Origin of the sequence: Streptomyces sp. NPDC101181 (assembly GCF_044767975.1) — a bacterium.
Lineage (GTDB): Bacteria > Actinomycetota > Actinomycetes > Streptomycetales > Streptomycetaceae > Streptomyces.
The window spans coordinates 550,204-575,838 of the sequence record NZ_JBIWOX010000002.1; the positions used below are offsets into that span (position 1 = coordinate 550,204).

The following is a 25,635-nucleotide window of genomic DNA, read 5'->3' on the forward strand; positions in this document are numbered from 1 at the left end:
GGTCCGGGTTGCGGGGTGCGCTGCCGGGGCGGTGGCAAGCGCCTCTGAGACACTGGGCGCGATGAACGAGACAGCGTCCCTGAGAGCCCGTGCCGAGATCGACCTCGCCGCGCTGCGCGCCAACGTGCGCGCTCTGCGCGAGCGGGCGGCCGGTGCGCAGCTCATGGCCGTGGTCAAGTCCGACGCCTACGGGCACGGGGCCGTGCCGTGCGCGCGGGCCGCCCGAGAGGCCGGGGCGACCTGGCTGGGCACCGCGACCCCGCAGGAGGCCCTGGCGCTGCGGGCGGCCGGGATCGACGGCCGGATCATGTGCTGGCTCTGGACACCCGGCGGCCCCTGGCGCGAGGCGGTCGAAGCCGGCATCGACGTCTCCGTCAGCGACCTGTGGGCGCTGCGCGAGGCGGCCGGAGCGGCCGCCGCCACGGGCCGGACCGCCCGGGTCCAGCTCAAGGCCGACACCGGGCTCGGCCGCAGCGGCTGCCAGCCCGCCGACTGGCCCCACCTGGTGGCCGAGGCCCGGGAGGCCGAGCGGAGCGGACTCGTCCGGATCACCGGCCTGTGGTCGCACTTCGCCTGCGCCGACGAGCCGGGCCACCCCTCGATCGCCGCCCAGCTCGGCGTCTTCCGGGACCTGGTCGCCCACGCCGAGAAGGAGGGCGTGGAGCCGGAGGTGCGCCACCTGGCCAACTCCCCGGCCACCCTCACGCTCCCCGAGTCCCACTTCGACCTGGTGCGCACCGGCATCGCCATGTACGGGGTCTCGCCCAGCCCCGAGGTGGGCACGCCCGCCGACTTCGGGCTGCGCCCGGTGATGACGCTCGCCGCGTCCCTGGCCCTGGTCAAGGACGCCCCGGCCGGACACGGCGTCAGCTACGGCCACCATTACGTGACCCCCGCCGAGACGACCCTCGGCCTGGTCCCCCTCGGCTACGCGGACGGCGTCCCGCGCCACGCGTCGGGCCGGGGCCCCGTCCTGATCGGCGGGAAGGTCCGCACGGCGGCGGGCCGGATCGCCATGGACCAGTTCGTCGTCGACCTCGGCGGCGACCGCCCCGAGGCGGGCGCGGACGCGGTGCTGTTCGGCCCGGGAGACCGGGGCGAGCCGAGCGTGCAGGACTGGGCGGAGGCCGCCGGAACCATCGGGTACGAGATCGTCACCCGGATCGGCGTCCGGGTGCCCCGGGTCTACGTGAACGGCGCGGACGGGACGGGCGGGGGAGCGGAACGGGGCGCCGGCGCACGGCCGGCCCGCACACAGGACCACGAGACGGCCGGGGGCGTGAAGCGGTGAGCGAGAGCAGCGCGGGGGACGCGGTGGCGGCGGCGGCGACCGCCGTCACGGCGGGGGGATGGCGCCGGGCGGGGATCGCCGGGGCCGCGATAGGCGTGCTCGCCGCGGGAGCGGCGGCCGGGGTCGCGGTCGAACGGCTCACCGTGGGGCGCGGGATGCGCAAGAAGGCCCGCCTGGCGCTGGACGCGACGGGCCCCTACGGCTCGCTGCGCGGCACCCCGGGCCGGGCCGTCGCCGAGGACGGCACCGAGCTGTACTACGAGACCGACGAGGTGGAGGCGGGTCCCGGCGCCGCGGACCCGGCGGGCGGCGATTCCTCCGGCACCCGGCGCCGCCGCCTCTTCGGGCGTAAGGACCCCGCCCCCGTCACCGTCGTCTTCAGCCACGGCTACTGCCTGGGCCAGGACTCCTGGCACTTCCAGCGGGCGGCGCTGCGCGGCCTGGTGCGCGCCGTCTACTGGGACCAGCGCAGCCACGGCCGCTCCGAGCGCGGCCGGGACCAGGCGGCCGGGCTGCCGGGCGGTATCGACCAGCTGGGCCGCGACCTGAAGGCGGTCATCGACGCGGCGGCCCCCGAGGGCCCGCTGGTGCTGGTCGGGCACTCGATGGGCGGCATGACGGTGATGGCGCTGGCCGACCAGTACCCGGAGCTGATCCGGGACCGGGTCGCCGCCGTCGCACTGATCGGCACCTCCAGCGGCAGGCTCGCCGAGGTGAACTTCGGGCTGCCGGTGGCGGGCGTCAACGCGGTCCGCCGGGTGCTGCCGGGGGTGCTGAAGGCGCTCGGTTCGCAGGCGGAGCTGGTGGAGAAGGGGCGGCGGGCCACGGCCGACCTGTTCGCCGGGCTGATCAAGCGGTACTCCTTCGGCTCCAAGGACGTGGACCCGGCGGTCGCCCGGTTCGCGGAGCGGCTGATCGAGTCCACCCCGATCGACGTGGTCGCCGAGTTCTACCCGGCCTTCACCGAGCACGACAAGAGCGCGGCGCTCCCCGCGTTCAGCGATGTGCCGGTGTTGATCCTGGCCGGGGACAAGGACCTGATCACCCCCAGTTCGCACAGCGAGGCGATCGGGGACGTGCTGCCCGCCGCCGAGCTGGTCATCGTGCCGGACGCCGGTCACCTGGTGATGCTGGAGCACCCCGGGACGGTCACCGACCGCCTGGCCGACCTGCTCGTCCGCAGCGGCACCGTGGCTGCCGCTAACGTTGACGAGCATGGAAGCTCCGCACAACAGCCCCGCCGCTGAGACCGTCCCGGACGCGGGCGCCGGACCCCTCGCCGGCACCGTCCCCGAGGCCGTGACCGTGACGCTCACCGTGACCTCCCCCGAGGAGATGCGGGACCTCGGCCGCCGTCTCGCCGGGGTGCTCGCCCCCGGCGACCTGCTCATGCTCACCGGGGAGCTGGGCGCGGGGAAGACCACCCTGACCCGGGGCCTCGGCGAGGGTCTCGGGGTGCGGGGCGCGGTCACCTCGCCCACCTTCGTGATCGCCCGCGTCCACCCTCCGCTCGGCGCCGGACCGGCCCTCGTCCACGTGGACGCCTACCGCCTGGGCGGCGGGCTCGACGAGATGGAGGACCTGGACCTGGACGTGTCGCTGCCGGATTCGGTGGTGGTCGTGGAGTGGGGCGACGGCAAGGTCGAGGAGCTGTCCGAGGACCGGCTGCGGGTGCTCATCGACCGCGCCACCGGCGACACGGACGACGAGCGGCGTGAGGTCACCCTGGTCGGCATCGGCCCGCGCTGGACGGGTCTGCGCGAGGAGCTGGCGTAACCGACCGCGACGGGACCGGTCGGGACGTGCGTCGGGGCCTGGGCCGGTCGTCGAACCACCGCCTGGCACGCACGCCTGCCCCGGTGGCTTTCCGGCCGTGCGCGGGCGCGGCCCGCGGTGGACCTTTCCGACAGGGCGTCGGTAAATTGTTGCGTGAGAGGCCGTGGTCGTGGTCACATGGGGACGAGACCTGGTTAGGTCTACCTAACCACGACCTCCACCGGAGCCCCAGGAGGCATCCATGCCGACGCCCCAGCGAGCGGAGCAGCCGCGGCAGCAGCCGCCGACGCCCGTCCCTTCCGCCCTGTCGATGAAGGACCTGCTGGCCTCGTGCGCGGCGGCCTCGGCGGTCTCCACCCCGCCCCCGAGCGATCCGGACGCGGCGCACGAGGAATACCCGCCGGACACCCCCGTACGCGGGCACGCCGCGTAACGACGCCCCGCAGCCGCGCCTCAGCGGCTACGGGACGGCGGGGCGGCGGCCGGTGGACGGCCTCCGGCGGCTACGGGACGACGACGACCTTGGCGCCGACCGTCGCGAACGTCCACATCGCGTCGCCGTCCGGACGCTTCATCCGCACGCCGCCGGTCTTCGACCCCGGGTCCGGGGCGACCATCGAGCCGTCCTGCGCGGCGCTGAAGCCGATCGCCACCTCGTCGACGTTCGCGAACCGCACCACGTGCTCGATCGGCACGCCGTCCGAGCCCTGGACCGTGCCCGAGCGCGAGGAGACCCGATAGCTGCCCGGCGGCGGGCTGATGGGGCTCGGCATCACCCGGAACGTGCGGCTCGCCTTGTCGTCCTCGCCGACCAGCCACACCCGGCGGTCCTTCAGGGCGTAGACCACCCGCTCGCCCTGGCCGGACGCGGCCGGGACCGCGAGCGGCTCGGCCGGGGGCCTCGGCTTCGCGGAGGGCTGGGCCGACGCCGACGCGGAGCTCTTCGGACCCGGTGAGGAGGCCACCGAGTCGGGGGCGTTCGCCGAGGCCTGGTAAGCGAGGAAGGCGACCGCGGCGACGGCCGCGGCGGTGAGCCCGGCCACGATTCCCGAGCTGCTCCTTGCCACCGTGAACTCCCCTTTCGGCGGCCGTCCGCCGCATGTCGTACAAGCGTTTACGTCGTACCCCGGATACCCGGTGACGGTAGCAGCCGGGGGGCCGCCGCCCGGGACGCCGTACGGGCGCGGTAACGCCGTCGGCGGAGCCGTAGGCTGTTCGCGTGCTCTTGCTCGCCATGGATACCGCCACACCCGCCGTCACCGTCGCCCTCCACGACGGCACGTCCGTCCTCGCCGCCTCCGGTCAGGTCGACGCCCGGCGCCACGGGGAGCTGCTGCTGCCCGCCGTCGACCGCGTCCTCGCCGAGGCCGGGGCGGAGCTGGGCGCCGTGACGGACATCGTCGTCGGCACCGGCCCCGGCCCGTACACCGGACTGCGGGTCGGCCTGGTCACGGCCGCCACCTTCGGCTCCGCCCTCTCCGTACCGGTCCACGGGCTGTGCACCCTGGACGGCCTCGCCTACGCCGCCGGACAGGAGGGCCTGGAGGGGCCCTTCGCCGTGGCGACGGACGCCCGCCGCAAAGAGGTCTACTGGGCGCGGTACGAGAACCCCCGCACCCGTACGGGCGAACCTTCCGTCGACCGGCCCGCCGACATCGCCGCCGCACTGGCGGGGCTGCCCGTGGCCGGTGCGGGCGCGGTGCTCTACCCGGACGCCTTCCCCGACGCGCGCGCACCCGAGCACGTCGCCGCCGGGGCGCTCGCCGCGCTCGCGGCCGAACGGCTGGCCGCCGGGCGGGAGCTGGACCCGCCGCAGCCGCTCTACCTGCGCAGGCCCGACGCGCAGGTCCCCAAGAATTACAAGGTGGTCACCCCCAAGTGAGCGCCGCCGCCACCGCCGTCCTGCGCGAGATGCGCTGGTGGGACATCGAGCCGGTGCTGGAGCTGGAGAACGCCCTCTTCCCGGAGGACGCCTGGTCGCCCGGCATGTTCTGGTCCGAGCTGGCCCACGCCCGCGGCCCCGGCGCCACCCGCCGCTATGTCGTCGCCGAGGACCCCGGCACCGGGCGGATCGTGGGATACGCCGGGCTCGCCGCGCTCGGCGACCTCTCCGACGTCCAGACCATCGCGGTCAGCCGCGAGGCGTGGGGCACCGGACTCGGCTCCGCGCTCCTCACCGACCTGCTGAAGGCCGCGACCGCCTTCGAGAGCGCCACCGTGCTCCTGGAGGTCCGGGTCGACAACACCCGGGCGCAGAAACTGTACGAGCGCTTCGGCTTCGAGCCGATCGGCTTCCGGCGCGGCTACTACCAGCCGGGGAACGTCGACGCCCTGGTCATGCGCCTCACCCTGCACGAAGACGTTACGGACAACGGGACGGAATGATGGCTGCCGACGAACCCCTCGTACTCGGCATCGAGACCTCGTGCGACGAGACCGGCGTCGGCGTCGTGCGCGGCACGACCCTGCTCGCCGACGCCGTCGCCTCCAGTGTCGACACCCACGCCCGCTTCGGGGGCGTCGTCCCGGAGATCGCCTCGCGCGCCCACCTGGAGGCGATGGTCCCCACCATCGAGCGCGCCCTGAAGCAGGCCGGGATCGCCGCCCGCGACCTCGACGGGATCGCCGTCACCTCGGGCCCCGGGCTCGCGGGCGCGCTGCTCGTCGGCGTCTCGGCCGCCAAGGCGTACGCGTACGCCCTGAACAAGCCGCTCTACGGGGTGAACCATCTCGCCTCGCACATCTGCGTCGACCAGCTGGAGCACGGCCCGCTGCCCGAACCGACCATGGCGCTCCTGGTCAGCGGCGGCCACTCCTCGCTGCTGCTGGCTCCTGACATCACCAGCGACGTCCGGCCGCTCGGGGCGACCATCGACGACGCGGCGGGCGAGGCCTTCGACAAGATCGCCCGGGTCCTGGACCTCGGCTTCCCCGGCGGCCCGGTCATCGACCGCCTCGCCCGGGAGGGCGACCCGGCGGCCATCGCCTTCCCGCGCGGCCTGACCGGCCCCCGCGACGCCCCGTACGACTTCTCCTTCTCCGGCCTCAAGACCTCCGTCGCCCGCTGGATCGAGGCGAAGCGCGCGGCGGGCGAGGAGGTGCCGGTACGGGACGTGGCGGCGTCCTTCCAGGAGGCGGTGGTGGACGTGCTCACGCGAAAGGCGGTGCGGGCCTGCAAGGACGAGGGCGTCGACCACCTGATGATCGGCGGCGGTGTGGCGGCCAACTCCCGGCTGCGCGCCCTGGCCGAGGAGCGCTGCGAACGCGCGGGCATCAGGCTGCGGGTGCCGCGCCCCGGCCTGTGCACCGACAACGGCGCGATGGTCGCGGCGCTCGGCGCGGAGATGGTCGCCCGCAACCGGCGCCCCTCCGACCTGGAGCTCTCGGCGGACTCCTCGCTCCCGGTCACCGAGCCGCACGTGCCGGGAGCCCACCACGACCCCGCGCAAGGCCACGACTCCGCGCACGGCCATGGCCACGCGCACGACCATGTGCACGATCACGACCATGTGCACGAGATCAGCAAGGACAACCTCTACTCATGAGCGGTGACACCACCATCGTCCTGATGTGGGAGGCCCGCGCCGTCGAGGGCCGGGGCGGGGAACTGCTGGAGTGGGCGCGGGCCCGGTCGGCCGAGCTGGCCCGCGAGCCGCACCGCCACGAGCTGCTGCGCGCCCCGCAGGACCGGGTCCTGGTGATGACGTGGTGGGAGGGCGCGTCCTGGGCCGACGACCTCCCCGAGCTGCCGGAGCCCGACGCCGCCCTGATCACCCGGCCCGTGCACCGGTGGCGGTTCGAAGCCGTGGGGTGAGGGGAGCGGGGCGGCGGCGGGCCGGGCGTCACTGGCGCAGGCCCGTGCGCGCGGCCTCCTCGACCCGGGCGATCAGACGGCTGTTGTGGACGGCGTGGGCGAACCCCGGTGTCTGGTGGGTCCCGTGCGCGATGTCCCGCGCCAGGCCCGCGTACACCTCGCCCACGTTGATGGACGCGCCGGTCCAGATGTCGGCGGCGGTCGGTCCGGCACCGGTGGCGACGGGCCGGTCGGGCGCGGCGAAGGGCGCGCTCGACGTGAGCGTGAGGTCCCCGACCTGAACGCCAGCGGGATGGTTCCCGGTCAGCCGCAGCCAGCCCTCCGACCCCCGGACGTCCAGCCGGAAGTGGGCCTCGGGCGCGGGCACCCCGGCCAGGATCTGCACGCCGACCGGAGCACCCGACGCGGTCCCGGCGATGACGTCGAGGTGGTCGGGCACCTCCCGTACGGACAGCTCACCGGTGTCCACCAGCGTGACCCGCGGCCAGAGGAGCTCCGTGCGCGCGTCGATCCCGGCCAGCTCGCCGAGAACCGCCTCGACCACGTCCAGCACATGGCCCGCGGCGATCGGCAGGAAGCCCGCGCCCGAGGCCGCGCGGTCGAAGTACGCGTACGCGCTTGACGATTCCGGGCCGTTGCCGAAGGTGGTCGCCGAGACGCGCGCCGACAGCGGACGGCCTATCCCGCCCTCGGCGATGAGCCGCGCCGCCCGGCGCACAGCGGGGTTGTGCCTGCCCTGGAGGCCGATCGCCGTGTGCAGCGACCCGGCCGCGTCGGCCATCTCCTCCGCCTCCGCGACGGTCGCCCCCAACGGGGACTCGGCGTACACGGCCTTGCCCGCCGCGAGGGCCGCCAGGACGAGGTCGCGGTGGGCCGGGACCTTGACGGCCACGGTGACGAGATCGATCTCCGGGTCACGGATCAGCTCGTAGGGGTCGGCGAACCAGCGCTCGGCGCCGAAGGCCTCGGCGGCGTTCCGGGCGCTCTCCTCGTGCCGCGTCGCCACGGCCGCCAGCCGGAACGCCGGCTGCGCGGCCAGCGCGGGGACGTGTGAGGCCCCCGCCCAACTCGCCCGGGTGTCGGCGCCGATGATGCCGACGCGGATGACATCGCTGTTCATGCTGGGCCTTTCGCTGTTCTCGTCGGTGCTTTTGTCGCTGCTCTCGCCGGTGTTCTCGGCGCTGCTCTTGCCGGTGTTCTCGTCGGTGCTCTTCATGAGGTGGACAGCTCCAGGTGGGGTGGGTGCTCCGGTCAGCGGTGTCCCGGTAGCGGTGTTCATGTCGCCGGTGCTCCGGTCACCGGTCGACGGCGGCCATGTCGGGTTCGGCATGGCGTTCGCCGGAGGCCGGCGGCAGTGCGTTCAGCCGGGCGAGCTGGTCCGGGCCGAGCCGGACGTCGTCGGCGGCGCAGTTCTCCGCCACCCGCTCGGCCCGGGTGGTCCCCGGGATGGGGGCGATGCCCTCGCCCTGGGCGAGCAGCCAGGCGAGGGCGGTCTGCGCGGGAGTCGCCCCGGCCTCGTCCGCGACGGCGCGCACCTCGTCGAGGATGCGCAGGTTGCGCGCGAGGTTGGCGCCGGTGAACCGGGGGTTGGTGCGCCGCCAGTCGGTGGCGTCGAGGCCGTCCAGGCTGCGGACGCCGCCGGTGAGGAAACCGTGCCCCAGCGGCGCGTACGGCACCAGCCCGATGCCGAGGGTCCGCAGGGCGGGCAGCACCTCGGCCTCCACGTCGCGGGTCCACAGCGAGTACTCGGACTGGACCGCGGCCACGGGATGGACCGCGTGCGCCCGGCGGATGGTCGACGCGGAGGCCTCCGACAGTCCGATGTGGAGCACCTTGCCCTCGGCCACCAGGTCGCGCAGCGCCCCGACGGTCTCCTCGATGGGGACCCCGGGATCGACCCGGTGCTGGTAGTACAGGTCGATGCGGTCCGTGCCGAGCCGCCGCAGCGAACCCTCGACAGCGACGCGCACGGCGGCCGGAGTGCTGTCCGGGCCGGGCCGCCCGGTGGGGGAGAGGAGGCCGAACTTGGTGGCGACGACGACGCCGTCCCGGCGGCCCCTGATCGCCCGTCCGACCAGCTCCTCGTTGACGTGGGGGCCGTACACCTCGGCGGTGTCCAGGTGGGTGACGCCGAGGTCCAGGGCGCGGTGGATCGTCCGGACGGACGCGGCGTCGTCCCGGCCCGCTCCCGTGTAGAACGCCGACATTCCCATGGCCCCGAGTCCGATACGGGAGACCTGGACCGGTCCCAATGACGTGACCTGCATGGGGAGTTCCCTTCTGGATCGACGACGGGCCCACTCCGTGACCCGGCCCGGCGCCCGGGGCCTCGCGGCGCACGGCCGCCGGAGAGCGGAGTGAACTTGATGCATCAAGAAGTACACCTTGGAACTTGACGCGTCAATAAGCGGCTCTATGGTGGACCCATGACCGATACCGGAACGGATGCGGGCCAGGCGGTGCGTCGCCCGCCGTCGAGCAGGGCCGGGGCCGCCGGGGGCGGGGATCCCGTGGGCCCGGACGGTGGGACGCGCTGGCTGGACGACGAGGAGCGGGCGGCGTGGCTGGCCAACTCCGCGATCATGATCAGCCTGCCGGCCGCCCTGGACGCGCGGATGCAGCGTGAGTCCGGCATGACCTTCTTCGAGTACATGGTGCTCTCGGTGCTGTCCGAGCAGCCCGAGCACACCTTGCAGATGAGCGACCTGGCCGCGCGGACGTCGGCCTCGCTGTCGAGGCTGTCGCACGTCGTCGGACGGCTGGAGAAGCGCGGACTGCTGTCCAGGGCCCGGCTTCCCGGCTCCGGCAGGCGGACGAGCGCGACGCTCTCGGCGGCCGGGAGCGCGGCGGTCGTGGCGGCGGCGCCGGGGCACGTCGCGGCGGTCCGGGAGTACCTGATCGACGGCCTCGGCCCCGGCGAACTGGCGGCTTTGCGCCGCATCGGGACCGCCGTCGACGCCGCCGTCAACCGCCGGACGCCCGACCCGGGAGGCGCGCCCCGGGCCCCGGCCGCGACCTCGGCGGACACCGGTCCCTGACTCCCGGGACCCGGGTGCGCGGGGTGGAGGGGATCCCCTGGTCTCCCGATGAGTTCCGGACCCGGGGGCGGTCTACCTTCCACGACGTCCCGGCCGCCCGGCCCGGACGCGTGGACGGCTCGACGAGGAGAAGGCCATGCAGAAGATCACCCCCTGTCTCTGGTATGACGGCCAGGCGAAGGAGGCGGCCGAGCACTACGTCGGGATCTTCGGCGGCGAGGCCGGTGACTCCCGCGTCCTGGACATCACGTACTACGGCGAGGAGGCCCCGGGCCGGACCGGGTCGGTGCTGACCGTCGCCTTCCGGCTCGCGGGCCAGGAGTACCTGGGGCTCAACGGCGGACCGCAGTTCCCGTTCACCGAAGCCATCTCGCTCTCCGTGGACTGCGCCGACCAGGCCGAGGTGGACCGGCTGTGGGCCGCGCTCTCCGAGGGCGGCGAGGAGGGCCGGTGCGGCTGGCTCAAGGACAGGTTCGGCGTCTCCTGGCAGATCGTCCCCGAGGAACTGCCGAGGCTGCTGGCCGATCCGGACGCGGCGAAGGCGGAACGGACGATGAAGGCGATGCTGGGCATGGCGAAGCTGGACATCCAGGCGCTGCGCGACGCGTGAACACCCGGCGGCCGCGCTGACCGGCCCACCCCGAGGGGGCCCTGCGGCTGCCCGGCCGAAGCCCCTGCCCGGCCTGAGCCCATCCCGAGGAGGCCCGCCGGAGCGCCCTCCCGCCCGGCCGGGGCCCCACCGGGAGGGCGCCCCGCAGCTGCCCGCCCCGCGCCTGCCCGCCCCGCGTCCCGGTCAGCGCAGCGGGTGTCCGAGCAGCATCGTCGGGGCGCCCGCCACCCGGGTCAGGAACACCGTCGCCGAGCCCGGACCGCTCAGCTTCATCCGGCGGCGCAGTTCCTCCGGCTCGACCGGCGAACCCCGCTTCTTGACGGTCAGCACGCCCACCTCGCGCTCCCGCAGCAGCGCCTTCAGCCTCTTCATGTTGAACGGCAGCTGATCGGTGATCTCGTACCCGGCGACGTACGGGGAGGAGTACGGGGCGTCGCTCGTGACGTACGCGATCGTCTCGTCCACCAGCCGCCCGCCGCACCGCTCCACGATGTCGGCGACCAGACGTGCCCGGATCACCGCCCCGTCCGGCTCGTACAGATAGCGCCCGACCGGGCCCACCGGCGGGGCGGGCAGCGGGGCGGGGGCGGTCAGTGTGGCGCCGGACGGCAGCAGCGTGGCCCGGAACGTGCCGGGCTCGACGCCCTCCCCGTACCAGAGCACCGCTTCCTTCACGTCCCCGCCGTCCGAGATCCACTCGGCCTCCGCCTCCGGGCCGATCGCCTCGTGCGGGATACCCGGCGCGATCTTCAGCGCCGCCCGGGGGGCCTTCAGCGCGGCGGCCGTGGCCCAGGAGAGCGGCGGCGAATAGGCCTCCGGGTCGAAGATCCGCCCGCCCGTCGCCCGGCCGCCGCCCCTGCCCGACGCGCCGCGCGCGGCCCCACCTGTCCGGCCGCGCCGCGCCGGGTCCACGAAGACCGCGTCGTACGGGGAGGTGTCGGTCTCCGTGACATCGGCGCACCGCACCTCGATCAGGTCCCCGAGCCCGAGCGCGGCCGCGTTGGCGCGGGCCACCTCGGCGGTGAGCGGATCGTGGTCCACGGCGAGGACGGAGATCCCGGCGCGGGCCAGCGCGATCGCGTCGCCGCCGATGCCGCAGCACAGGTCCGCCACGCTGCGCACACCCAGCGCGGCGAACCGGGCGGCGCGGTGGGCGGCGACCGAGGTGCGGGTGGCCTGCTCGACCCCGTTCGGCGTGAAGTACATCCGGTGGGCGTCCCCCGCCCCGAACTTCGCGACCGCCCGCTGCCGCAGCCGGGCCTGCCCCAGCGCCGCCGACACCAGCTCCGCCGGGTGCGTGCGGCGCAGCCGGGTCGCGGTGGCCAGTTCGTCGGCCGGGTCGTGGTCGCGCAGCCCGGCCAGCAGCTGTTCGCCCTCGGGGGTGCGCAGCGCGGCGAAGGCGGCGCGTGCGGGGTCGTCGGCCGAGGGGGAGGAGGCGGGGGGCGTCGATGCGTTCACCCGGTCCATTGTGAGCCAGCCGCGCCGGGCCGGGTTCCTGTGGGCCGCCCGGGGGACGGGGCCCGTCCGCTCGCGGTGTCGGGACGGGGGGCGGTCGGGTGGCTGGCAGGATGCGGCGCCATGCGACTAGTACGACAAAACGAAAAATACGTCAGAAGTCGGCACAGGTCGGGCATGGTCGCGCTGGCGGCCCTGTTGACCGCCGCCGTCGCCTCCGGATGTGCGGCGGAGACGGGCGGCGGCAAGACCCCCGGCGGACCCGCGACGCCCGCGGCCGGGGGGCAGCCCGGCGAGGCGGCCCCGCAGGGCGGCCCGGCCCGCGCCCTGGACTCCTACGCCGAGCAGCTCCAGCGCAAGCAGGCCGCACGGGCCGTCGCCGCCAGGAAGTGGGGGCTCGCCAAGGTCCCTCTCGCGGCGCCCGAGCCGCCGGAGGTGAAGCCGGACATCCCCACCCGCAAGGGCTTCGAGGTCCGTGACGACGCGGGCCTGCCGCCCGTCTTCACCACCGTCCCGACCAAGGAGAAGATCGTCTTCCTGACGATGGACGACGGAGCGGAGAAGGACCCCGAACTGCTGCGGATGATGACCGAACTGGACATCCCCTACAGCGCGTTCGTCAGCGACTACGTCATCAACGACGACTACGGCTACTTCAGGAAGATGCAGAAGCGAGGGGTGACCATCAGCAACCACACCCTCAACCACCGCTATCTGCCCGGTCTGTCGTACGCCGGGCAGAAGAAGGAGATCTGCGGCCAGCAGGAGAAGATCCTCAAGCACTACGGGAAGCGGCCGACCCTCTTCCGCCCGCCCTACGGCAACTACAACCGCGACACCCTGGTCGCCGCCAAGTCCTGCGGCATCACCGCCGTACCCCTGTGGACCGCCGAGGCCTTCCCCGGCCACATGGAGTGGCGCGAGTGGGACCGGGACCTGCACCCCGGCGACATCGTCCTCACCCACTTCCGGGGCAAGGGCGACTGGAAGGGCTCGATGCCCGACATGGTCCGCCGGGTCATGAAGACCATCACGGACAAGGGGTACGCGGTGGCGAAGCTGGAGGACTACGTCTGACCCGCACCCCTCCCACGTACGTCCCGCGAACGCGCGCTCAGCCCCTGCCGAGCGCGCGTTCGCCGTTCCCGGAACACCGCGTCCCACCTCCGCGTTGTGCCGGTGGGCGACCCGGGAGCCCGAGGGGGACGGCGAGCCGCCAGGACCGTCACCGGGGTGGCGCGCGGGTGGTGAATTGGCACTCCGCTTGACCGAGTGCTAATCGCGGTCATAGTCTCGGTTCTGGCACTCCCCCAGGGAGAGTGCCAGCATCACCGCGCGACAGGGCAGGTCCGGCACCCGCGACGACGGATCGGTCCGATCGCCACCCACAGACTGTTAAACCCCGTGAGATCTCCGAAGGGGGAGACCGGATCGTGTCGACCACCAGCTCCAAGGTTGCGATCAAGCCGCTCGAGGACCGCATCGTGGTCCAGCCGCTCGACGCCGAGCAGACCACCGCTTCCGGCCTGGTCATTCCGGACACCGCGAAGGAGAAGCCCCAGGAGGGCGTCGTCCTCGCCGTCGGTCCGGGCCGCTTCGAGAACGGCGAGCGGCTTCCGCTCGACGTCAAGGCCGGCGACGTCGTCCTGTACAGCAAGTACGGCGGCACCGAGGTGAAGTACAACGGCGAGGAGTACCTCGTCCTCTCGGCCCGCGACGTCCTCGCGATCATCGAGAAGTAAGTCACCCACGTCTGCTTGTGTTCTGCGCCCCTGGCCCCCTGCGTAACAACTAGCCGGGCGGCGAGGGGCGCAGTTCGTTTTGAGAGGGAAAAGAACAGCCCATGGCGAAGATTCTGAAGTTCGACGAGGACGCCCGTCGCGCCCTTGAGCGCGGCGTCAACAAGCTTGCCGACACCGTCAAGGTGACGATCGGCCCCAAGGGCCGCAACGTCGTCATCGACAAGAAGTTCGGCGCGCCCACCATCACCAACGACGGTGTCACCATCGCCCGCGAGGTCGAGCTCGACGACGCCTACGAGAACCTCGGCGCCCAGCTCGTCAAGGAGGTGGCGACCAAGACCAACGACGTAGCGGGTGACGGCACCACCACCGCGACCGTCCTGGCCCAGGCGCTCGTCCGCGAGGGCCTGCGCAACGTCGCCGCGGGCGCCTCCCCGGCCGCCCTGAAGAAGGGCATCGACGCCGCCGTCAGGGCCGTGTCCGAAGAGCTTCTCGCGACCGCCCGCCCGATCGACGACAAGTCCGACATCGCCGCCGTCGCCGCGCTCTCCGCGCAGGACACCCAGGTCGGCGAGCTCATCGCGGACGCGATGGACAAGGTCGGCAAGGACGGTGTCATCACCGTCGAGGAGTCCAACACCTTCGGTCTGGACCTGGAGTTCACCGAGGGCATGGCCTTCGACAAGGGCTACCTGTCCCCGTACATGGTGACCGACCAGGAGCGTATGGAGGCCGTCCTCGACGACCCGTACATCCTGATCCACCAGGGCAAGATCGGCTCCATCCAGGAGCTGCTCCCGCTGCTGGAGAAGGTCATCCAGGCCGGTGGCTCCAAGCCGCTCCTGATCATCGCCGAGGACGTCGAGGGCGAGGCGCTCTCCACCCTCGTCGTCAACAAGATCCGCGGCACCTTCAACGCCGTCGCGGTGAAGGCCCCCGGCTTCGGCGACCGCCGCAAGGCCATGCTCGGCGACATCGCCACCCTCACCGGTGCGACCGTCATCGCCGAGGAGGTCGGCCTCAAGCTCGACCAGGCCGGTCTGGACGTGCTCGGCACCGCCCGCCGCGTCACCGTCTCCAAGGACGACACGACCATCGTCGACGGCGGCGGCAACGGCGACGACGTCAAGGGCCGCGTCAACCAGATCAAGGCCGAGATCGAGACCACCGACTCCGACTGGGACCGCGAGAAGCTCCAGGAGCGCCTCGCGAAGCTGGCCGGCGGCGTGTGCGTCATCCGGGTCGGCGCCGCCACCGAGGTGGAGCTCAAGGAGAAGAAGCACCGCCTCGAGGACGCCATCTCCGCCACCCGCGCCGCGGTCGAGGAGGGCATCGTCTCCGGCGGTGGCTCCGCCATCGTCCACGCCGTGAAGGTCCTGGACGGCAACCTCGGCAAGACCGGCGACGAGGCCACCGGTGTCGCGGTCGTCCGCCGCGCCGCCGTCGAGCCGCTGCGCTGGATCGCCGAGAACGCCGGCCTGGAGGGCTACGTCATCACCTCCAAGGTCGCCGACCTCGACAAGGGCCAGGGCTTCAACGCCGCCACCGGCGAGTACGGCGACCTGGTCAAGGCCGGCGTCATCGACCCGGTCAAGGTCACCCGCTCCGCCCTGGAGAACGCCGCGTCCATCGCGTCGCTGCTGCTCACGACCGAGACCCTGGTCGTCGAGAAGCCGGCCGAGGAAGAGGCCGACGCCGGTCACGGCGGCCACGGCCACTCCCACTAGTACCGCCCGTTCCGTCCGGCCGCTCCCTTCGGAGCGCCGTTCGGAACGCCCGAGGCCCGGTGCCCCCGTCGCGGGGGCACCGGGCCTCGGCGCGTGTCAGCGACCCGGGCAGGTCTACCGGGGGCCGTACGCGCGCCCCGTACGCGAGGTGACCCCGCCCAGCAGTCTGCGCGGGGTCACCTTCGCCAGCCCCATCAGCGCCTTGTAGCGCGGGTCCGGGATCGACACCGCCTTGCCCCGGGCCAGGTCCGCCAGCGCCGACGTCACCAGCTTGTCCGCGTCCAGCCACATCCAGCCCGGGATGTTGTCCGTGCCCATCCCGGCCCGCTCGTGGAACTCCGTCCGCACGAACCCGGGGCACAGCGCCATCAGCCGCACCCCCGACCCGTCCAGGTCCTTCGCCACGCCGTGGGTGAACTGCACGACCCACGCCTTGGACGCCCCGTACGTACCGCGCGGCACGAACGCCGCGACGGACGCCACGTTGATCACCCCGCCCCGGCCGCGCTCCCTCATCCCCGTGACGGCCGCGGCGGTCAGCCGGAGCACGGCCTCGCAGTGCACCTTCAGCATCGTCAGCTCATCGGCCATGGACACCTCCAGGAAGCGCCCCTTGTTGCCGAATCCGGCGTTGTTGACCAGCAGGTCGACCGGGTGTCTGCGGTCTCCGAGCCGCTTCACGACCGCCTCGATCCCGCTGTCCGTGGACAGGTCGGCGGAGAGCACCTCGGCCTCGATGCCGTGCCGGTCGTGCAGTTCGGTGGCCTGCTCGCGCAGCCGCGCGGTGTCCCGCGCCACCAGCACCAGGTTGTGCCCCTGGGCCGCGAGCCGCCGCGCGAACGCGGCCCCGATACCCGCCGTCGCGCCCGTGATCAGTGCAGTCGTCATACGCGGCACGTTAGTGCCCCGGACGTTCCGGCGGCCCACCCGCCCGCCGCCTCGTCCCCCCGGTGACCCGCGGCGCGCCGGGGCTGCCGCGGGCGGGGGAGCGACGCAGGCGGCGCCGGGGCGTCACCCCTGGGCGGCCGTGTACTCCCGGGCCTTGCGCAGCGCCTCGGGGTGCAGCGCCTCCCCGGCGGCCAGCAGCGCGGGCAGCAGCGTCCGCTCGGTCGTCACGGCCCGGAACTGGAGGGCCGCCGTGACCTCGTGGTCCGGCCGGTGCACGATCTCGATCGGGTCCCCGGAGCGGACCACGCCCGGCCGGATGACGCGCAGATAGGCGCCGGTCACGGCTTCCTGCGTGAACCGGCGGACCCACCCCTTCTCCCCGAGGTGACCGGCGAACGTCCGGCACGGGACGCGGCCCGAGGTCACCTCCAGCACCAGCTCCCCGCCCACCTGCCAGCGTTCGCCTATCCGGGCGTTGCTCACGTCGAGGCCCTGGGTGGTGAAGTTCTCGCCGAACGAGCCGTTGGCCAGCGTCCGGCCGCCCAGCTCCCGCTCCCAGGCGTCCAGCTCCTCCCGGGCGAAGGCGTAGACCGCCTGGTCGCTGCCGCCGTGGTGGCGCAGGTCGCACACCGCGTCCCCGGCGACCCCGCTGCCGCCGGTGCCCTTGGGGCCGGGGTCGCGGACCTCGACGGGGCCCGGCGCCGGTCGCTTGTCGATCCCGGTGAGGCCGCCGGGGCCGTCGGTGTGCGCGGAGGGACGGGGGAGCCCGGTGTTCACGGTCAGCAGCTTCATACGGTCACGCTAACGGCTCCGACGCCCCTTTACTCAAAGAACCTGATCATTAATTCGCCCCGCACCCAAGAACCTCTTATGGTGGTGGGGTGATCGAAGCCCGCCACCTCCGTGTCCTGCGCGCCGTCGCCGCCACCGGCTCGTTCTCCGCCGCCGCCCGTGAACTGGGCTGCACCCAGCCCGCGGTCAGCCAGCAGATGAAGGCCCTGGAGTCCTCGGCGGGCACCACGCTGCTGATCCGCACCGGGCGCGAGATGCGCCTGACCCAGGCGGGCGAGGCGCTGGTCCGGCACGCCTCCGGCATCCTCGCGGGGCTGACCGCCGCCGAGGAGGAGGTCGCCGCCATCGCCGGACTGCGGGCCGGCCGGGTCCGCCTGGTCTCCTTCCCGAGCGGCAGCTCCACCCTGGTCCCCGGCGCGCTGGCGGCCCTGCGCGCCGAACACCCCGGCACCCGCGTCTCCCTGGTCGAGGCCGAGCCGCCACGCTCGGTGGACCTGTTGCGCGAGGGCGACTGCGACATCGCGCTGGCGTTCCGCTACGGGGCCACCGGCGGCGAATGGGACGACCTGGTGGTCCGGCCGCTGCTCACCGACCGGCTGATCGGCCTGGTCCCCGCGGGGCACCGGCTGACGGACGCCCCGGAGGTGTCCGTCGGTGAACTGGCCGACGAGTCGTGGATCGCGGGCTGCCCGCGCTGCCGCCGTCAGCTCGTGGAGGTCTGCGAGGAGTCCGGCTTCACCCCGCGCATCGACTTCGCCACCGACGACTACCCGGCGGTGATGGGCCTGGTCGGGGCCGGGCTCGGGGTGGCGGTGCTGCCGGAGCTGGCCGTCGAGTCGGTCCGCCCCAAGGGGGTCAGGACCCTCGCTGTCGAGCCCGCGATCGAGCGGGAGATCGTGGCGCTCACCCTCCCGGACCTGGCCCGGGTCCCGGCGGTGGCGGCCACCCTGGACCAGCTGTCCCGGACGGCCGCCCGCTGAGCACACACGTGTGCCCGGTCCGGTCGGCCGGAGACCCGGAGCCGGATGGCTGACGTTATTGAAGAAACGTTTCTGCGATCGGTGCTGCCGGGTGGGTGTCAGGTACCGCCGGGGCCGCCGGCGGCGCCCGAGGGGGACGCGCTGATCAGCCGGTTCCTGGCCCGGCCCATCAGCTCCTCGCGCTCGTCCTCCGTCAGGCCGCCCCACACCCCGTAGGGCTCTCGCACGGCCAGGGCGTGCGCCGCGCACTCGGCGCGTACCGGACACCGCATGCACACCTCCTTCGCGGAGGTCTCGCGGGCGCTGCGGGCCGCGCCGCGCTCCCCTTCGGGATGGAAGAACAGGGAACTGTCCACGCCTCGGCAGGCGGCGAGCAGCTGCCAGTCCCACAGGTCTGCGTTGGGTCCGGGAAGGCGGGAGAAATCTGCCATTGCTTGTCCCCTCGGAGCTGTGCTGCGTCGTGAGCGGCGTCCTCGACCGTCGGGATCAACGGCCCTCTCTGATCGACCGTCGGTGATCGGTGTGACCGGAGTCTCGACCGTACATCTACGGTGCTAGTAGATGTAAATATGACTGATTGCGAATCTAGCCACAGACACCCTCGAAAGGGAAGAAATAGTGCCAAATAGGGCACGCAGGGGAGTGAAGAAGTGGTTGACGGGTGAATCAGCCGTGCCGTTCTCCTCCGTATCCGGCCCTTCACGTAGAGTGCCGAACCCGACGGTCCGACCCGTAACTCTTTCGAGTGACCATCGTTAAGAGAGCGGATGCGGTTGACGGAGAACGAGCTCGGGCACATGTCCGAGGGGGTCGACCGCACAGGTGACGACTTGTATCAGCCTGGAGGCTCAAGGTGACGCGCATCAGCTGCGGAGGACGGTCATGACATCCGTCCTCGTCTGCGACGACTCCCCGCTTGCCCGAGAAGCGCTCCGTCGCGCGGTGGCCACCGTGCCCGGCGTCGAGCGGGTGACGACGGCGGCCAACGGCGAGGAAGTCCTCCGCCGCTGGGGTGCCGATCGTTCGGATCTGATTCTGATGGACGTACGCATGCCCGGCCTGGGGGGTGTGGAGACCGTCCGGCGGCTGCTCTCCGCCGACCCCGGCGCCCGGATCATCATGCTGACCGTCGCCGAGGACCTGGACGGCGTCGCGCTCGCGGTCGCCGCCGGAGCCCGCGGCTATCTGCACAAGGACGCGTCCCGCGCCGAGCTGCGGGCCACCGTCACCCAGGCGCTGGCCGACCCGACGTGGCGGCTCGCCCCGCGCCGGCTGCGGTCCGCCGAGATGGGCGCGGCCCCCACGCTCACCGCGCGGGAGATCCAGGTGCTCGAAGGCATGAGCCACGGCCGCTCCAACGCGGAGATCGGCCGGGAGCTGTTCCTCTCCGAGGACACCGTCAAGACGCACGCCCGGCGGCTGTTCAAGAAGCTCGGCGCCTCGGACCGCGCCCACGCGGTGGCCCTCGGATTCCGCTGGGGCCTGGTCCGCTGACGGCACCCCCAGGGCCCGTCCGCGCTCCGGCGGACGGGGGCGGGGAGCCGGGCCACCGGCTCCACACCCCGTATCCGGGCGGCCCCCAGCGGCGCCATGTGACGCTTCCCGGCCGATGACGCATCCTTGAGTCGTGGAGTTCCTCGGGAACGATTCGGTCGAGCGGAAGGGGAGGGCGCAGGAGATGACATCCGGCGCACCCGCTCATAACGCTTCGGTGCACAACTCGGGACGCGGTGCAGCGGACCGGGTGGCATCAGGGCACCATGGTTCGATGCGCGATGACGAAACCACGGTGATCGGTGCCCTGGTGCATCGCGCCGTCGACGGAGACGCGCAGGCCACCCACGATCTGCTGGCCCACGTCCACCCCCTCGCCCTGCGCTACTGCCGCTCCCGGCTCAACCGGCTGCCCGGTGACGCCCGCCACTTCGTGGAGGACCTCGCGCAGGAGGTCTGCGTCGCCGTGCTGATGGCGCTGCCGCGCTACCGGGACACCGGACGCCCCTTCGAGGCCTTCGTGTTCGCCATCGCCGGGCACAAGGTCGCAGACCTCCAGCGCGCCGCGATGCGCCACCCCGGCTCGACCGCTGTCCCCTCCGACGAGATGCCGGAGCGGCCCGACGACTCCCTCGGCCCCGAGGAGCGCGCCCTGCTCAGCAGCGACGCCGCCTGGGCCAAGAAGCTGCTCGCCAACCTCCCCGAGAGTCAGCGCGAACTGCTGGTGCTGCGGGTGGCGGTCGGGCTGACGGCGGAGGAGACCGGGCGGATGCTCGGCATGTCCCCGGGTGCGGTCCGGGTCGCCCAGCACCGTGCGCTCAGCAGACTGCGGGCGCTCGCCGAGCAGTAGGGTCCGGAGCGGGAACTGCGGCCGATCATTTCGGGTGAAGCTACAGAACAGCCAAGTGATCTTGATCGTGGAATGAGACACCCGCAGAGGCCGTTAGCATGGACATCCGCACCGATCAAGGCCATTTGGGGAAGGTGTCATGACTGCAAACGTCGACGGAGTGCCCGAGAAATTCGCGACGCTCGGGCTGACATACGACGACGTGCTGCTCCTGCCGGGCGCGTCCGACATGGCGCCCGACCAGATCGACACCTCCTCGCACGTCTCGAAGAACGTCAAGGTGAACATCCCGCTGCTCTCCGCGGCGATGGACAAGGTCACCGAGTCCCGCATGGCCATCGCCATGGCGCGGCAGGGCGGCGCGGGCGTGCTGCACCGCAACCTCTCCATCGCCGACCAGGCCAACCAGGTCGACCTGGTCAAGCGCTCCGAGTCCGGCATGGTCACCGACCCGATCACGGTGCACCCCGACGCGACGCTCGCCGAGGCCAACGACCTCTGCGCCAAGTTCCGCATCAGCGGGGTCCCGGTCACCGACGCCGCGGGCAAGCTGCTCGGCATCGTCACCAACCGCGACATGGCCTTCGAGCCGGACCGTACGCGCCAGGTCCGCGAGGTCATGACGCCGATGCCGCTGGTCACCGGCAAGGTCGGCATCTCCGGTGTGGACGCCATGGAGCTGCTGCGCCGCCACAAGATCGAGAAGCTGCCCCTGGTGGACGAGGCCGGACTCCTCAAGGGCCTCATCACCGTCAAGGACTTCGTCAAGGCCGAGAAGTACCCGAACGCGGCCAAGGACCGGGACGGGCGGCTCATCGTCGGCGCCGCGGTCGGCGTGGCGGGCGACGCCTACGAGCGCGCCCAGGCCCTGATCGAGGCGGGCGTCGACTTCATCGTCGTCGACACCGCCCACGGCCACTCGCGGCTGGTCGGCGACATGGTCGCCAAGATCAAGTCCAACGGCGCGGTCGACGTCATCGGCGGCAACATCGCCACCCGCGACGGAGCCCAGGCTTTGATCGACGCGGGCGTCGACGGCATCAAGGTCGGCGTCGGCCCCGGTTCCATCTGCACCACCCGCGTCGTCGCGGGCATCGGCGTCCCGCAGGTCACCGCGATCTACGAGGCGTCCCTCGCCGCCAAGGCGGCCGGGGTCCCGGTCATCGGCGACGGCGGCCTCCAGTACAGCGGGGACATCGCCAAGGCCCTGGTGGCGGGCGCGGACACGGTGATGCTCGGCTCGCTGCTGGCGGGCTGCGAGGAGTCCCCGGGCGAGCTGATGTTCATCAACGGCAAGCAGTTCAAGTCCTACCGCGGCATGGGCTCGCTCGCCGCGATGCAGACCCGCGGCGACCGCAAGTCCTTCTCCAAGGACCGCTACTTCCAGGAGGGCGTCGCCTCCGACGAGAAGCTGGTGCCCGAGGGCATCGAGGGCCAGGTCCCCTACCGGGGTCCGCTCTCCGCCGTCGTCCACCAGCTCACCGGCGGTCTGCGCCAGTCGATGTTCTACGTCGGCGGCCGCACCGTTCCCGAGCTCCAGGACAACGGCCGCTTCGTCCGGATCACCTCGGCGGGCCTCAAGGAGAGCCACCCGCACGACATCCAGATGACGGTCGAGGCGCCGAACTACAGCAGGAAGTGACGCGCCACCGGAGGTGAGGGGCGGCACCGGGATCGGTCCGGTGCCGCCCCTGCCGTGTGTCGGGGATACTGGTCAGCGCAGACGTAGAGGGAAAGGCCACACATCGTGACTGAGATCGAGATCGGGCGCGGCAAGCGCGGCCGCCGGGCTTACGCATTCGACGACATCGCCGTCGTGCCGAGCCGCCGCACCCGTGACCCGAAGGAGGTCTCGATCGCCTGGCAGATCGACGCCTACCGCTTCGAGCTGCCGTTCCTGGCCGCTCCCATGGACTCCGTGGTCTCCCCGCAGCAGGCCATCCGGATCGGTGAGCTCGGCGGCCTGGGCGTCCTCAACCTGGAAGGGCTGTGGACCCGGCACGCCGACCCGCGGCCGCTGCTGGACGAGGTCGCCCGGATGCCGGTCGAGGCCGCGACCCGCCGCCTCCAGGAGATCTACTCCGCGCCGATCCAGGAGGAGCTGATCGGGCAGCGCATCAAGGAGGTGCGCGACTCCGGTGTCGTCACCGCCGCCGCGCTCTCCCCGCAGCGCACCGCCCAGTTCTCCAAGGCCGTCGTCGACGCGGGCGTGGACATCTTCGTCATCCGCGGTACGACGGTCTCCGCCGAGCACGTCTCGGGCGCCGCCGAGCCGCTCAACCTGAAGCAGTTCATCTACGAGCTGGACGTCCCCGTCATCGTCGGCGGCTGCGCCACGTACACCGCCGCCCTGCACCTGATGCGGACCGGCGCGGCCGGGGTCCTCGTCGGTTTCGGCGGCGGCGCGGCGCACACCACGCGCAACGTCTTCGGCATCCAGGTCCCGATGGCCACCGCCGTCGCGGACGTGGCCGGGGCCCGCCGCGACTACATGGACGAGTCCGGCGGACGGTACGTGCACGTCATCGCCGACGGCGGCGTCGGCTGGTCCGGCGACCTGCCGAAGGCGATCGCCTGCGGTGCGGACGCCGTGATGATGGGCTCCCCGCTGGCCCGTGCGACGGACGCGCCGGGCCGCGGCCGCCACTGGGGCATGGAGGCGGTCCACGAGGACGTCCCGCGCGGCAAGCTGGTCGACCTCGGCACGGTCGGGACGACGGAGGAGGTCCTCACCGGCCCCTCGCACACCCCCGACGGCTCGATGAACATCTTCGGCGCCCTGCGCCGCGCGATGGCCACCACCGGCTACAGCGACCTGAAGGAGTTCCAGCGCGTCGAGGTGACGGTGGCGGACTCCCAGCACCGCCGCTGACCCGCCCGTACGGCACGCGGAAGGGCCCGGACCGTTCGCCGGTCCGGGCCCTTCCGTATGGTCCTACGGGCCGTCAGTCCGCCTTCTTGGCACCGCCGATGGCGGCGATCGGGGCGAGGGCGAGGAAGAGGTACGTCATGAAGTCGGCCTCCTCCTTCCAGACCTTCGTCACGGTGTCGAAGTGGTCGAAGAAGACCTCGGAGAAGGGGACGCCCGCCGCGTCCGCCATCACCATCGACATGCCGACGAGCTGCCCGAGGTAGACCGCGCCGAGCGAGAACAGCGCCGCCGCCGCGACGATCGCCGGATTCCGGCCACCGCTCTTGCTCGCCGCGAAGCCGGTCAGGAAGCCGACGCCGAGCGCCGCGTAGCCGATCTCGCGCTCGATGGAGCCCGACAGCACGCCGTACAGGACGCCCGCGACGAGCGCCGCGCCGAGGGCGGCCAGGACGCCGAGCGCGATGTTGTTCCGGGCCGGAGCGGGCGGCGGAGCCGGGGCGAAGGGCGCGCCGCCGTACGGTCCGGGTTGCGGGCCCTGGCCCGCGAAGGGGTTGCCGGTCGCCGGGGGCTGGCCGTACGGGCTGCCGGTCGGGGCGGCGGGCTGCCCCGGCTGGTTCGCGTACGGGTTGCCTTCCGGAGGCCTGCCGCCGTAGGGCTGCTGAGGCTGGTCGGACGGTGGCACGGGATGGCTCACGGTGTAACTCCCCCGGGGACGGATGCGTACGGCGGTGTCCTTGGGACGGTTGCGTACGACTGTGCTGGATGCGCACGTCTGTGCGCTCTGCGACGCCGCACAGTAGCAGGACGCCCCGGAACCGGTCACCGGAGACGGACCGTGTGGTCCGCCCCGGGTCAGAGCCGGTGCGCGGCGCCCGCCGGGGTGGCTCCGCGGGTGTCCAGGAGCAGCTGGGCCTTGACCGCGAGGCCCTGGAGGTCGTAGGTGCGGTGCTGCTGGAGCAGGACGGTCAGGTCGGCCGCGGCGGCCGCCTCGTAGAGCGAGTCCGCGCGGGGGACGGGACGCTCGCGGACCCGCCAGTCCAGGACGTGCGGGTCGTGGAAGCCGATCTGGGCGCCCATGTCCATCAGCCGGGTGGCGATCTCCCGGGCGGGGGCGGCCTCCTGGTCGGCGGTGTCCGGCTTGTAGGTGACGCCGAGCAGCAGGACGCGCGCTCCCCGGACGGATTTTCCGTGCTCGTTCAGCAGGGTGGCGCAGCGCTGGATGACGTAGCTGGGCATCCGTTCGTTGATCTCCTGCGCCACCGAGACCATCCGCAGCGGGGGGCCGGGGGTGCGGGTGCCGTAGGGGAGGCAGCCGGGGTCCACCGGGACGCCGTGGCCGCCGACGCCGGGCCCGGGGCGGAAGGGCTGGAAGCCGAAGGGCTTGGTCTCGGCGCACCGGATGACGTCCCACAGATCGACGCCGAGGTCGTGGCAGGCCACCGCCATCTCGTTGACCAGGGCGATGTTGACGTGCCGGAAGTTGGTCTCCAGCACCTTGGTCATCTCCGCCTCGCGCGGCCCCCGGGCCCGGACGACCTTGTCGGCGAGCCGTCCGTAGAAGGCGGCGGCCGACTCGGTGCAGGCGGGGGTGAGGCCGCCGATGACCTTGGGGGTGGAGGCGTAGGTGTGGCCGCGGTTGCCGGGGTCGAGCCGGCTGGGGGAGCAGGCGAGGTGGAAGTCGCGTCCGGCGACGAGCCCGGAGCCCTCTTCGAGCAGGGGGCGCAGGACGTTCTCGGTGGTGCCGGGCGGTACGGCGGACTCCAGCAGCACCGTGGTGTGCGGGCGCAGCCGGGCGGCCAGCGCGCGGGCGGCGTCGCGCAGGGCGGTGAGGTCGACGGTGCGGTCGGGGCCGAGGGGGGTGGGGGCGCAGATCACGGCGGTACGGACCCGGCCCAGCTCGGCGGCGCTGGTGGTGGGGCGGAAGCCGCCGGAGAGCATCCGGCGGACCTCGGACGCGGTGAGGGTGCCCTCGACCGGGCTGCGGCCCGCTCTCAGCTCCGCGTAGGGGCGTGGATCGGGGTCGTAGCCGATGGTGTCGATGCCGGCGGCCACGGCGGCCTGGGCGAGAGGCAGGCCGAGGTGACCGAGTCCGATGACGGCGAGGTCCGCGGGCATACGGGAAGACCCCCTAAATGCGGAGAGCGAAGAGCGCAACTGCTGTGGACAGTGCTATGTCAGACTAGGCGTAAATATGACCTATATGTCGCATTCTGTGATTCCCGACGTCCGGGTGTTGTCCACAGGCGGTGGCTGAACTCGGGGAGCGCGGACAGAATCGAGGGGTGGACACGGGTGGCCGGCCCCTC

27 protein-coding genes are annotated in these 25,635 nt (G+C 72.8%); 18 read left to right on the forward strand and 9 right to left on the reverse strand.

Going from position 1 to position 25,635, the window contains the following annotated elements; genetic code table 11:
* Positions 1–61: 61 nt before the first annotated feature.
* The 4 genes from alr (at position 62) to ACIRRU_RS06225 (ending at position 3,500) form a co-directional block, all read left to right on the forward strand.
* Positions 62–1,291, forward strand: coding sequence for an alanine racemase (alr, locus tag ACIRRU_RS06210; RefSeq protein WP_403676710.1), 1,230 nt, complete (start codon positions 62–64; stop codon positions 1,289–1,291).
* Positions 1,288–2,538: an alpha/beta hydrolase gene (locus tag ACIRRU_RS06215; protein WP_363200540.1), complete on the forward strand. Its 1,251-nt coding sequence runs from the start codon at positions 1,288–1,290 to the stop codon at positions 2,536–2,538. The genes alr and ACIRRU_RS06215 overlap by 4 nt, the downstream gene beginning before the upstream one ends.
* Complete coding sequence (gene tsaE, locus ACIRRU_RS06220) at positions 2,507–3,067, forward strand: tRNA (adenosine(37)-N6)-threonylcarbamoyltransferase complex ATPase subunit type 1 TsaE (protein WP_403676714.1); 561 nt, start codon at positions 2,507–2,509, stop codon at positions 3,065–3,067. Before ACIRRU_RS06215 ends, tsaE begins: the two co-directional genes overlap by 32 nt.
* Positions 3,068–3,308: 241 nt before the next feature.
* A complete protein-coding gene (locus tag ACIRRU_RS06225; protein WP_403676717.1) occupies positions 3,309–3,500 on the forward strand; it encodes a hypothetical protein in 192 nt (63 codons plus the stop codon).
* A 70-nt stretch (positions 3,501–3,570) separates the two neighbouring features.
* Here ACIRRU_RS06225 and ACIRRU_RS06230 read toward each other — a convergent pair whose 3' ends face one another.
* Positions 3,571–4,110: a hypothetical protein gene (locus ACIRRU_RS06230; protein ID WP_403677031.1), complete on the reverse strand. Its 540-nt coding sequence runs from the start codon at positions 4,108–4,110 to the stop codon at positions 3,571–3,573.
* A 191-nt stretch (positions 4,111–4,301) separates the two neighbouring features.
* Between ACIRRU_RS06230 and tsaB the strand changes: the two genes are divergently transcribed.
* The 4 genes from tsaB to ACIRRU_RS06250 are packed head-to-tail and all read left to right on the forward strand — an operon-like array spanning position 4,302 to position 6,881.
* Positions 4,302–4,949 (forward strand): tRNA (adenosine(37)-N6)-threonylcarbamoyltransferase complex dimerization subunit type 1 TsaB, encoded by a 648-nt coding sequence (tsaB, locus tag ACIRRU_RS06235; RefSeq protein WP_403677034.1) that lies wholly within the window; start codon positions 4,302–4,304, stop codon positions 4,947–4,949.
* Between the two features lie 29 nt (positions 4,950–4,978).
* Positions 4,979–5,452, forward strand: a complete 474-nt coding sequence (rimI, locus tag ACIRRU_RS06240; protein WP_363200654.1) for a ribosomal protein S18-alanine N-acetyltransferase — start codon at positions 4,979–4,981, stop codon at positions 5,450–5,452.
* Positions 5,452–6,612, forward strand: coding sequence for a tRNA (adenosine(37)-N6)-threonylcarbamoyltransferase complex transferase subunit TsaD (gene tsaD / locus ACIRRU_RS06245; RefSeq protein WP_403676720.1), 1,161 nt, complete (start codon positions 5,452–5,454; stop codon positions 6,610–6,612). Before rimI ends, tsaD begins: the two co-directional genes overlap by 1 nt.
* The gene (locus tag ACIRRU_RS06250; RefSeq protein ID WP_403676723.1) at positions 6,609–6,881 is read left to right on the forward strand and encodes a hypothetical protein; all 273 of its coding nucleotides are present in this window, start codon (positions 6,609–6,611) and stop codon (positions 6,879–6,881) included. The genes tsaD and ACIRRU_RS06250 overlap by 4 nt, the downstream gene beginning before the upstream one ends.
* A 28-nt stretch (positions 6,882–6,909) precedes the next feature.
* Here the strand turns inward: ACIRRU_RS06250 and ACIRRU_RS06255 are convergent, their stop codons facing one another.
* Positions 6,910–8,097: a Gfo/Idh/MocA family protein gene (locus ACIRRU_RS06255; protein WP_403676725.1), complete on the reverse strand. Its 1,188-nt coding sequence runs from the start codon at positions 8,095–8,097 to the stop codon at positions 6,910–6,912.
* Between the two features lie 79 nt (positions 8,098–8,176).
* Entirely contained in the window at positions 8,177–9,148 is a 972-nt protein-coding gene (locus ACIRRU_RS06260) for an aldo/keto reductase (protein ID WP_403676728.1), read from the reverse strand.
* Between the two features lie 159 nt (positions 9,149–9,307).
* Between ACIRRU_RS06260 and ACIRRU_RS06265 the strand changes: the two genes are divergently transcribed.
* Positions 9,308–9,919 carry a MarR family winged helix-turn-helix transcriptional regulator gene (locus tag ACIRRU_RS06265; RefSeq protein WP_403676731.1) on the forward strand — a complete coding sequence of 204 codons (612 nt, stop codon included), beginning with the start codon at positions 9,308–9,310 and terminating at the stop codon, positions 9,917–9,919.
* Between the two features lie 136 nt (positions 9,920–10,055).
* Positions 10,056–10,529: a VOC family protein gene (locus ACIRRU_RS06270; RefSeq protein WP_403676733.1), complete on the forward strand. Its 474-nt coding sequence runs from the start codon at positions 10,056–10,058 to the stop codon at positions 10,527–10,529.
* A gap of 183 nt (positions 10,530–10,712) precedes the next feature.
* On the opposite strand, the gene ACIRRU_RS06275 is transcribed toward ACIRRU_RS06270, so the two are convergent.
* Positions 10,713–11,996 (reverse strand): methyltransferase domain-containing protein, encoded by a 1,284-nt coding sequence (locus ACIRRU_RS06275; protein ID WP_403676736.1) that lies wholly within the window; start codon positions 11,994–11,996, stop codon positions 10,713–10,715.
* 165 nt (positions 11,997–12,161) lie between these two features.
* Between ACIRRU_RS06275 and ACIRRU_RS06280 the strand changes: the two genes are divergently transcribed.
* The 3 genes from ACIRRU_RS06280 (at position 12,162) to groL (ending at position 15,453) form a co-directional block, all read left to right on the forward strand.
* Positions 12,162–13,061 (forward strand): polysaccharide deacetylase family protein, encoded by a 900-nt coding sequence (locus tag ACIRRU_RS06280; protein ID WP_403676739.1) that lies wholly within the window; start codon positions 12,162–12,164, stop codon positions 13,059–13,061.
* A 356-nt stretch (positions 13,062–13,417) separates the two neighbouring features.
* On the forward strand, positions 13,418–13,726 hold the full coding sequence (gene groES, locus ACIRRU_RS06285) for a co-chaperone GroES (protein WP_363200553.1): 309 nt from the start codon (positions 13,418–13,420) through the stop codon (positions 13,724–13,726).
* Between the two features lie 101 nt (positions 13,727–13,827).
* Positions 13,828–15,453 (forward strand): chaperonin GroEL, encoded by a 1,626-nt coding sequence (gene groL / locus ACIRRU_RS06290; protein ID WP_403676743.1) that lies wholly within the window; start codon positions 13,828–13,830, stop codon positions 15,451–15,453.
* A 114-nt stretch (positions 15,454–15,567) separates the two neighbouring features.
* Here groL and ACIRRU_RS06295 read toward each other — a convergent pair whose 3' ends face one another.
* Positions 15,568–16,341, reverse strand: coding sequence for an SDR family NAD(P)-dependent oxidoreductase (locus tag ACIRRU_RS06295; RefSeq protein WP_403676746.1), 774 nt, complete (start codon positions 16,339–16,341; stop codon positions 15,568–15,570).
* Between the two features lie 123 nt (positions 16,342–16,464).
* Positions 16,465–17,133: an MOSC domain-containing protein gene (locus tag ACIRRU_RS06300; RefSeq protein WP_403676749.1), complete on the reverse strand. Its 669-nt coding sequence runs from the start codon at positions 17,131–17,133 to the stop codon at positions 16,465–16,467.
* An 89-nt stretch (positions 17,134–17,222) separates the two neighbouring features.
* Between ACIRRU_RS06300 and ACIRRU_RS06305 the strand changes: the two genes are divergently transcribed.
* Positions 17,223–18,113, forward strand: coding sequence for a LysR family transcriptional regulator (locus ACIRRU_RS06305; RefSeq protein WP_403676752.1), 891 nt, complete (start codon positions 17,223–17,225; stop codon positions 18,111–18,113).
* Between the two features lie 98 nt (positions 18,114–18,211).
* Here the strand turns inward: ACIRRU_RS06305 and ACIRRU_RS06310 are convergent, their stop codons facing one another.
* Positions 18,212–18,544: a WhiB family transcriptional regulator gene (locus ACIRRU_RS06310; protein WP_363200558.1), complete on the reverse strand. Its 333-nt coding sequence runs from the start codon at positions 18,542–18,544 to the stop codon at positions 18,212–18,214.
* 451 nt (positions 18,545–18,995) lie between these two features.
* On the opposite strand from ACIRRU_RS06310, the gene ACIRRU_RS06315 reads away from it, so the two are divergent.
* The 4 genes from ACIRRU_RS06315 (at position 18,996) to ACIRRU_RS06330 (ending at position 23,329) form a co-directional block, all read left to right on the forward strand.
* Positions 18,996–19,607 (forward strand): response regulator transcription factor, encoded by a 612-nt coding sequence (locus ACIRRU_RS06315; protein WP_003948568.1) that lies wholly within the window; start codon positions 18,996–18,998, stop codon positions 19,605–19,607.
* Between the two features lie 274 nt (positions 19,608–19,881).
* Complete coding sequence (locus ACIRRU_RS06320) at positions 19,882–20,457, forward strand: sigma-70 family RNA polymerase sigma factor (RefSeq protein ID WP_032782904.1); 576 nt, start codon at positions 19,882–19,884, stop codon at positions 20,455–20,457.
* A gap of 139 nt (positions 20,458–20,596) precedes the next feature.
* Positions 20,597–22,099, forward strand: coding sequence for an IMP dehydrogenase (gene guaB / locus ACIRRU_RS06325; RefSeq protein WP_363200559.1), 1,503 nt, complete (start codon positions 20,597–20,599; stop codon positions 22,097–22,099).
* 105 nt (positions 22,100–22,204) lie between these two features.
* On the forward strand, positions 22,205–23,329 hold the full coding sequence (locus ACIRRU_RS06330; protein ID WP_363200560.1) for a GuaB3 family IMP dehydrogenase-related protein: 1,125 nt from the start codon (positions 22,205–22,207) through the stop codon (positions 23,327–23,329).
* A gap of 73 nt (positions 23,330–23,402) precedes the next feature.
* Here ACIRRU_RS06330 and ACIRRU_RS06335 read toward each other — a convergent pair whose 3' ends face one another.
* Positions 23,403–24,023 carry a hypothetical protein gene (locus ACIRRU_RS06335; RefSeq protein WP_403676758.1) on the reverse strand — a complete coding sequence of 207 codons (621 nt, stop codon included), beginning with the start codon at positions 24,021–24,023 and terminating at the stop codon, positions 23,403–23,405.
* Positions 24,024–24,181: 158 nt separating this feature from the next.
* Entirely contained in the window at positions 24,182–25,444 is a 1,263-nt protein-coding gene (locus tag ACIRRU_RS06340; RefSeq protein WP_403676761.1) for a nucleotide sugar dehydrogenase, read from the reverse strand.
* Positions 25,445–25,635 lie beyond the last annotated feature (191 nt).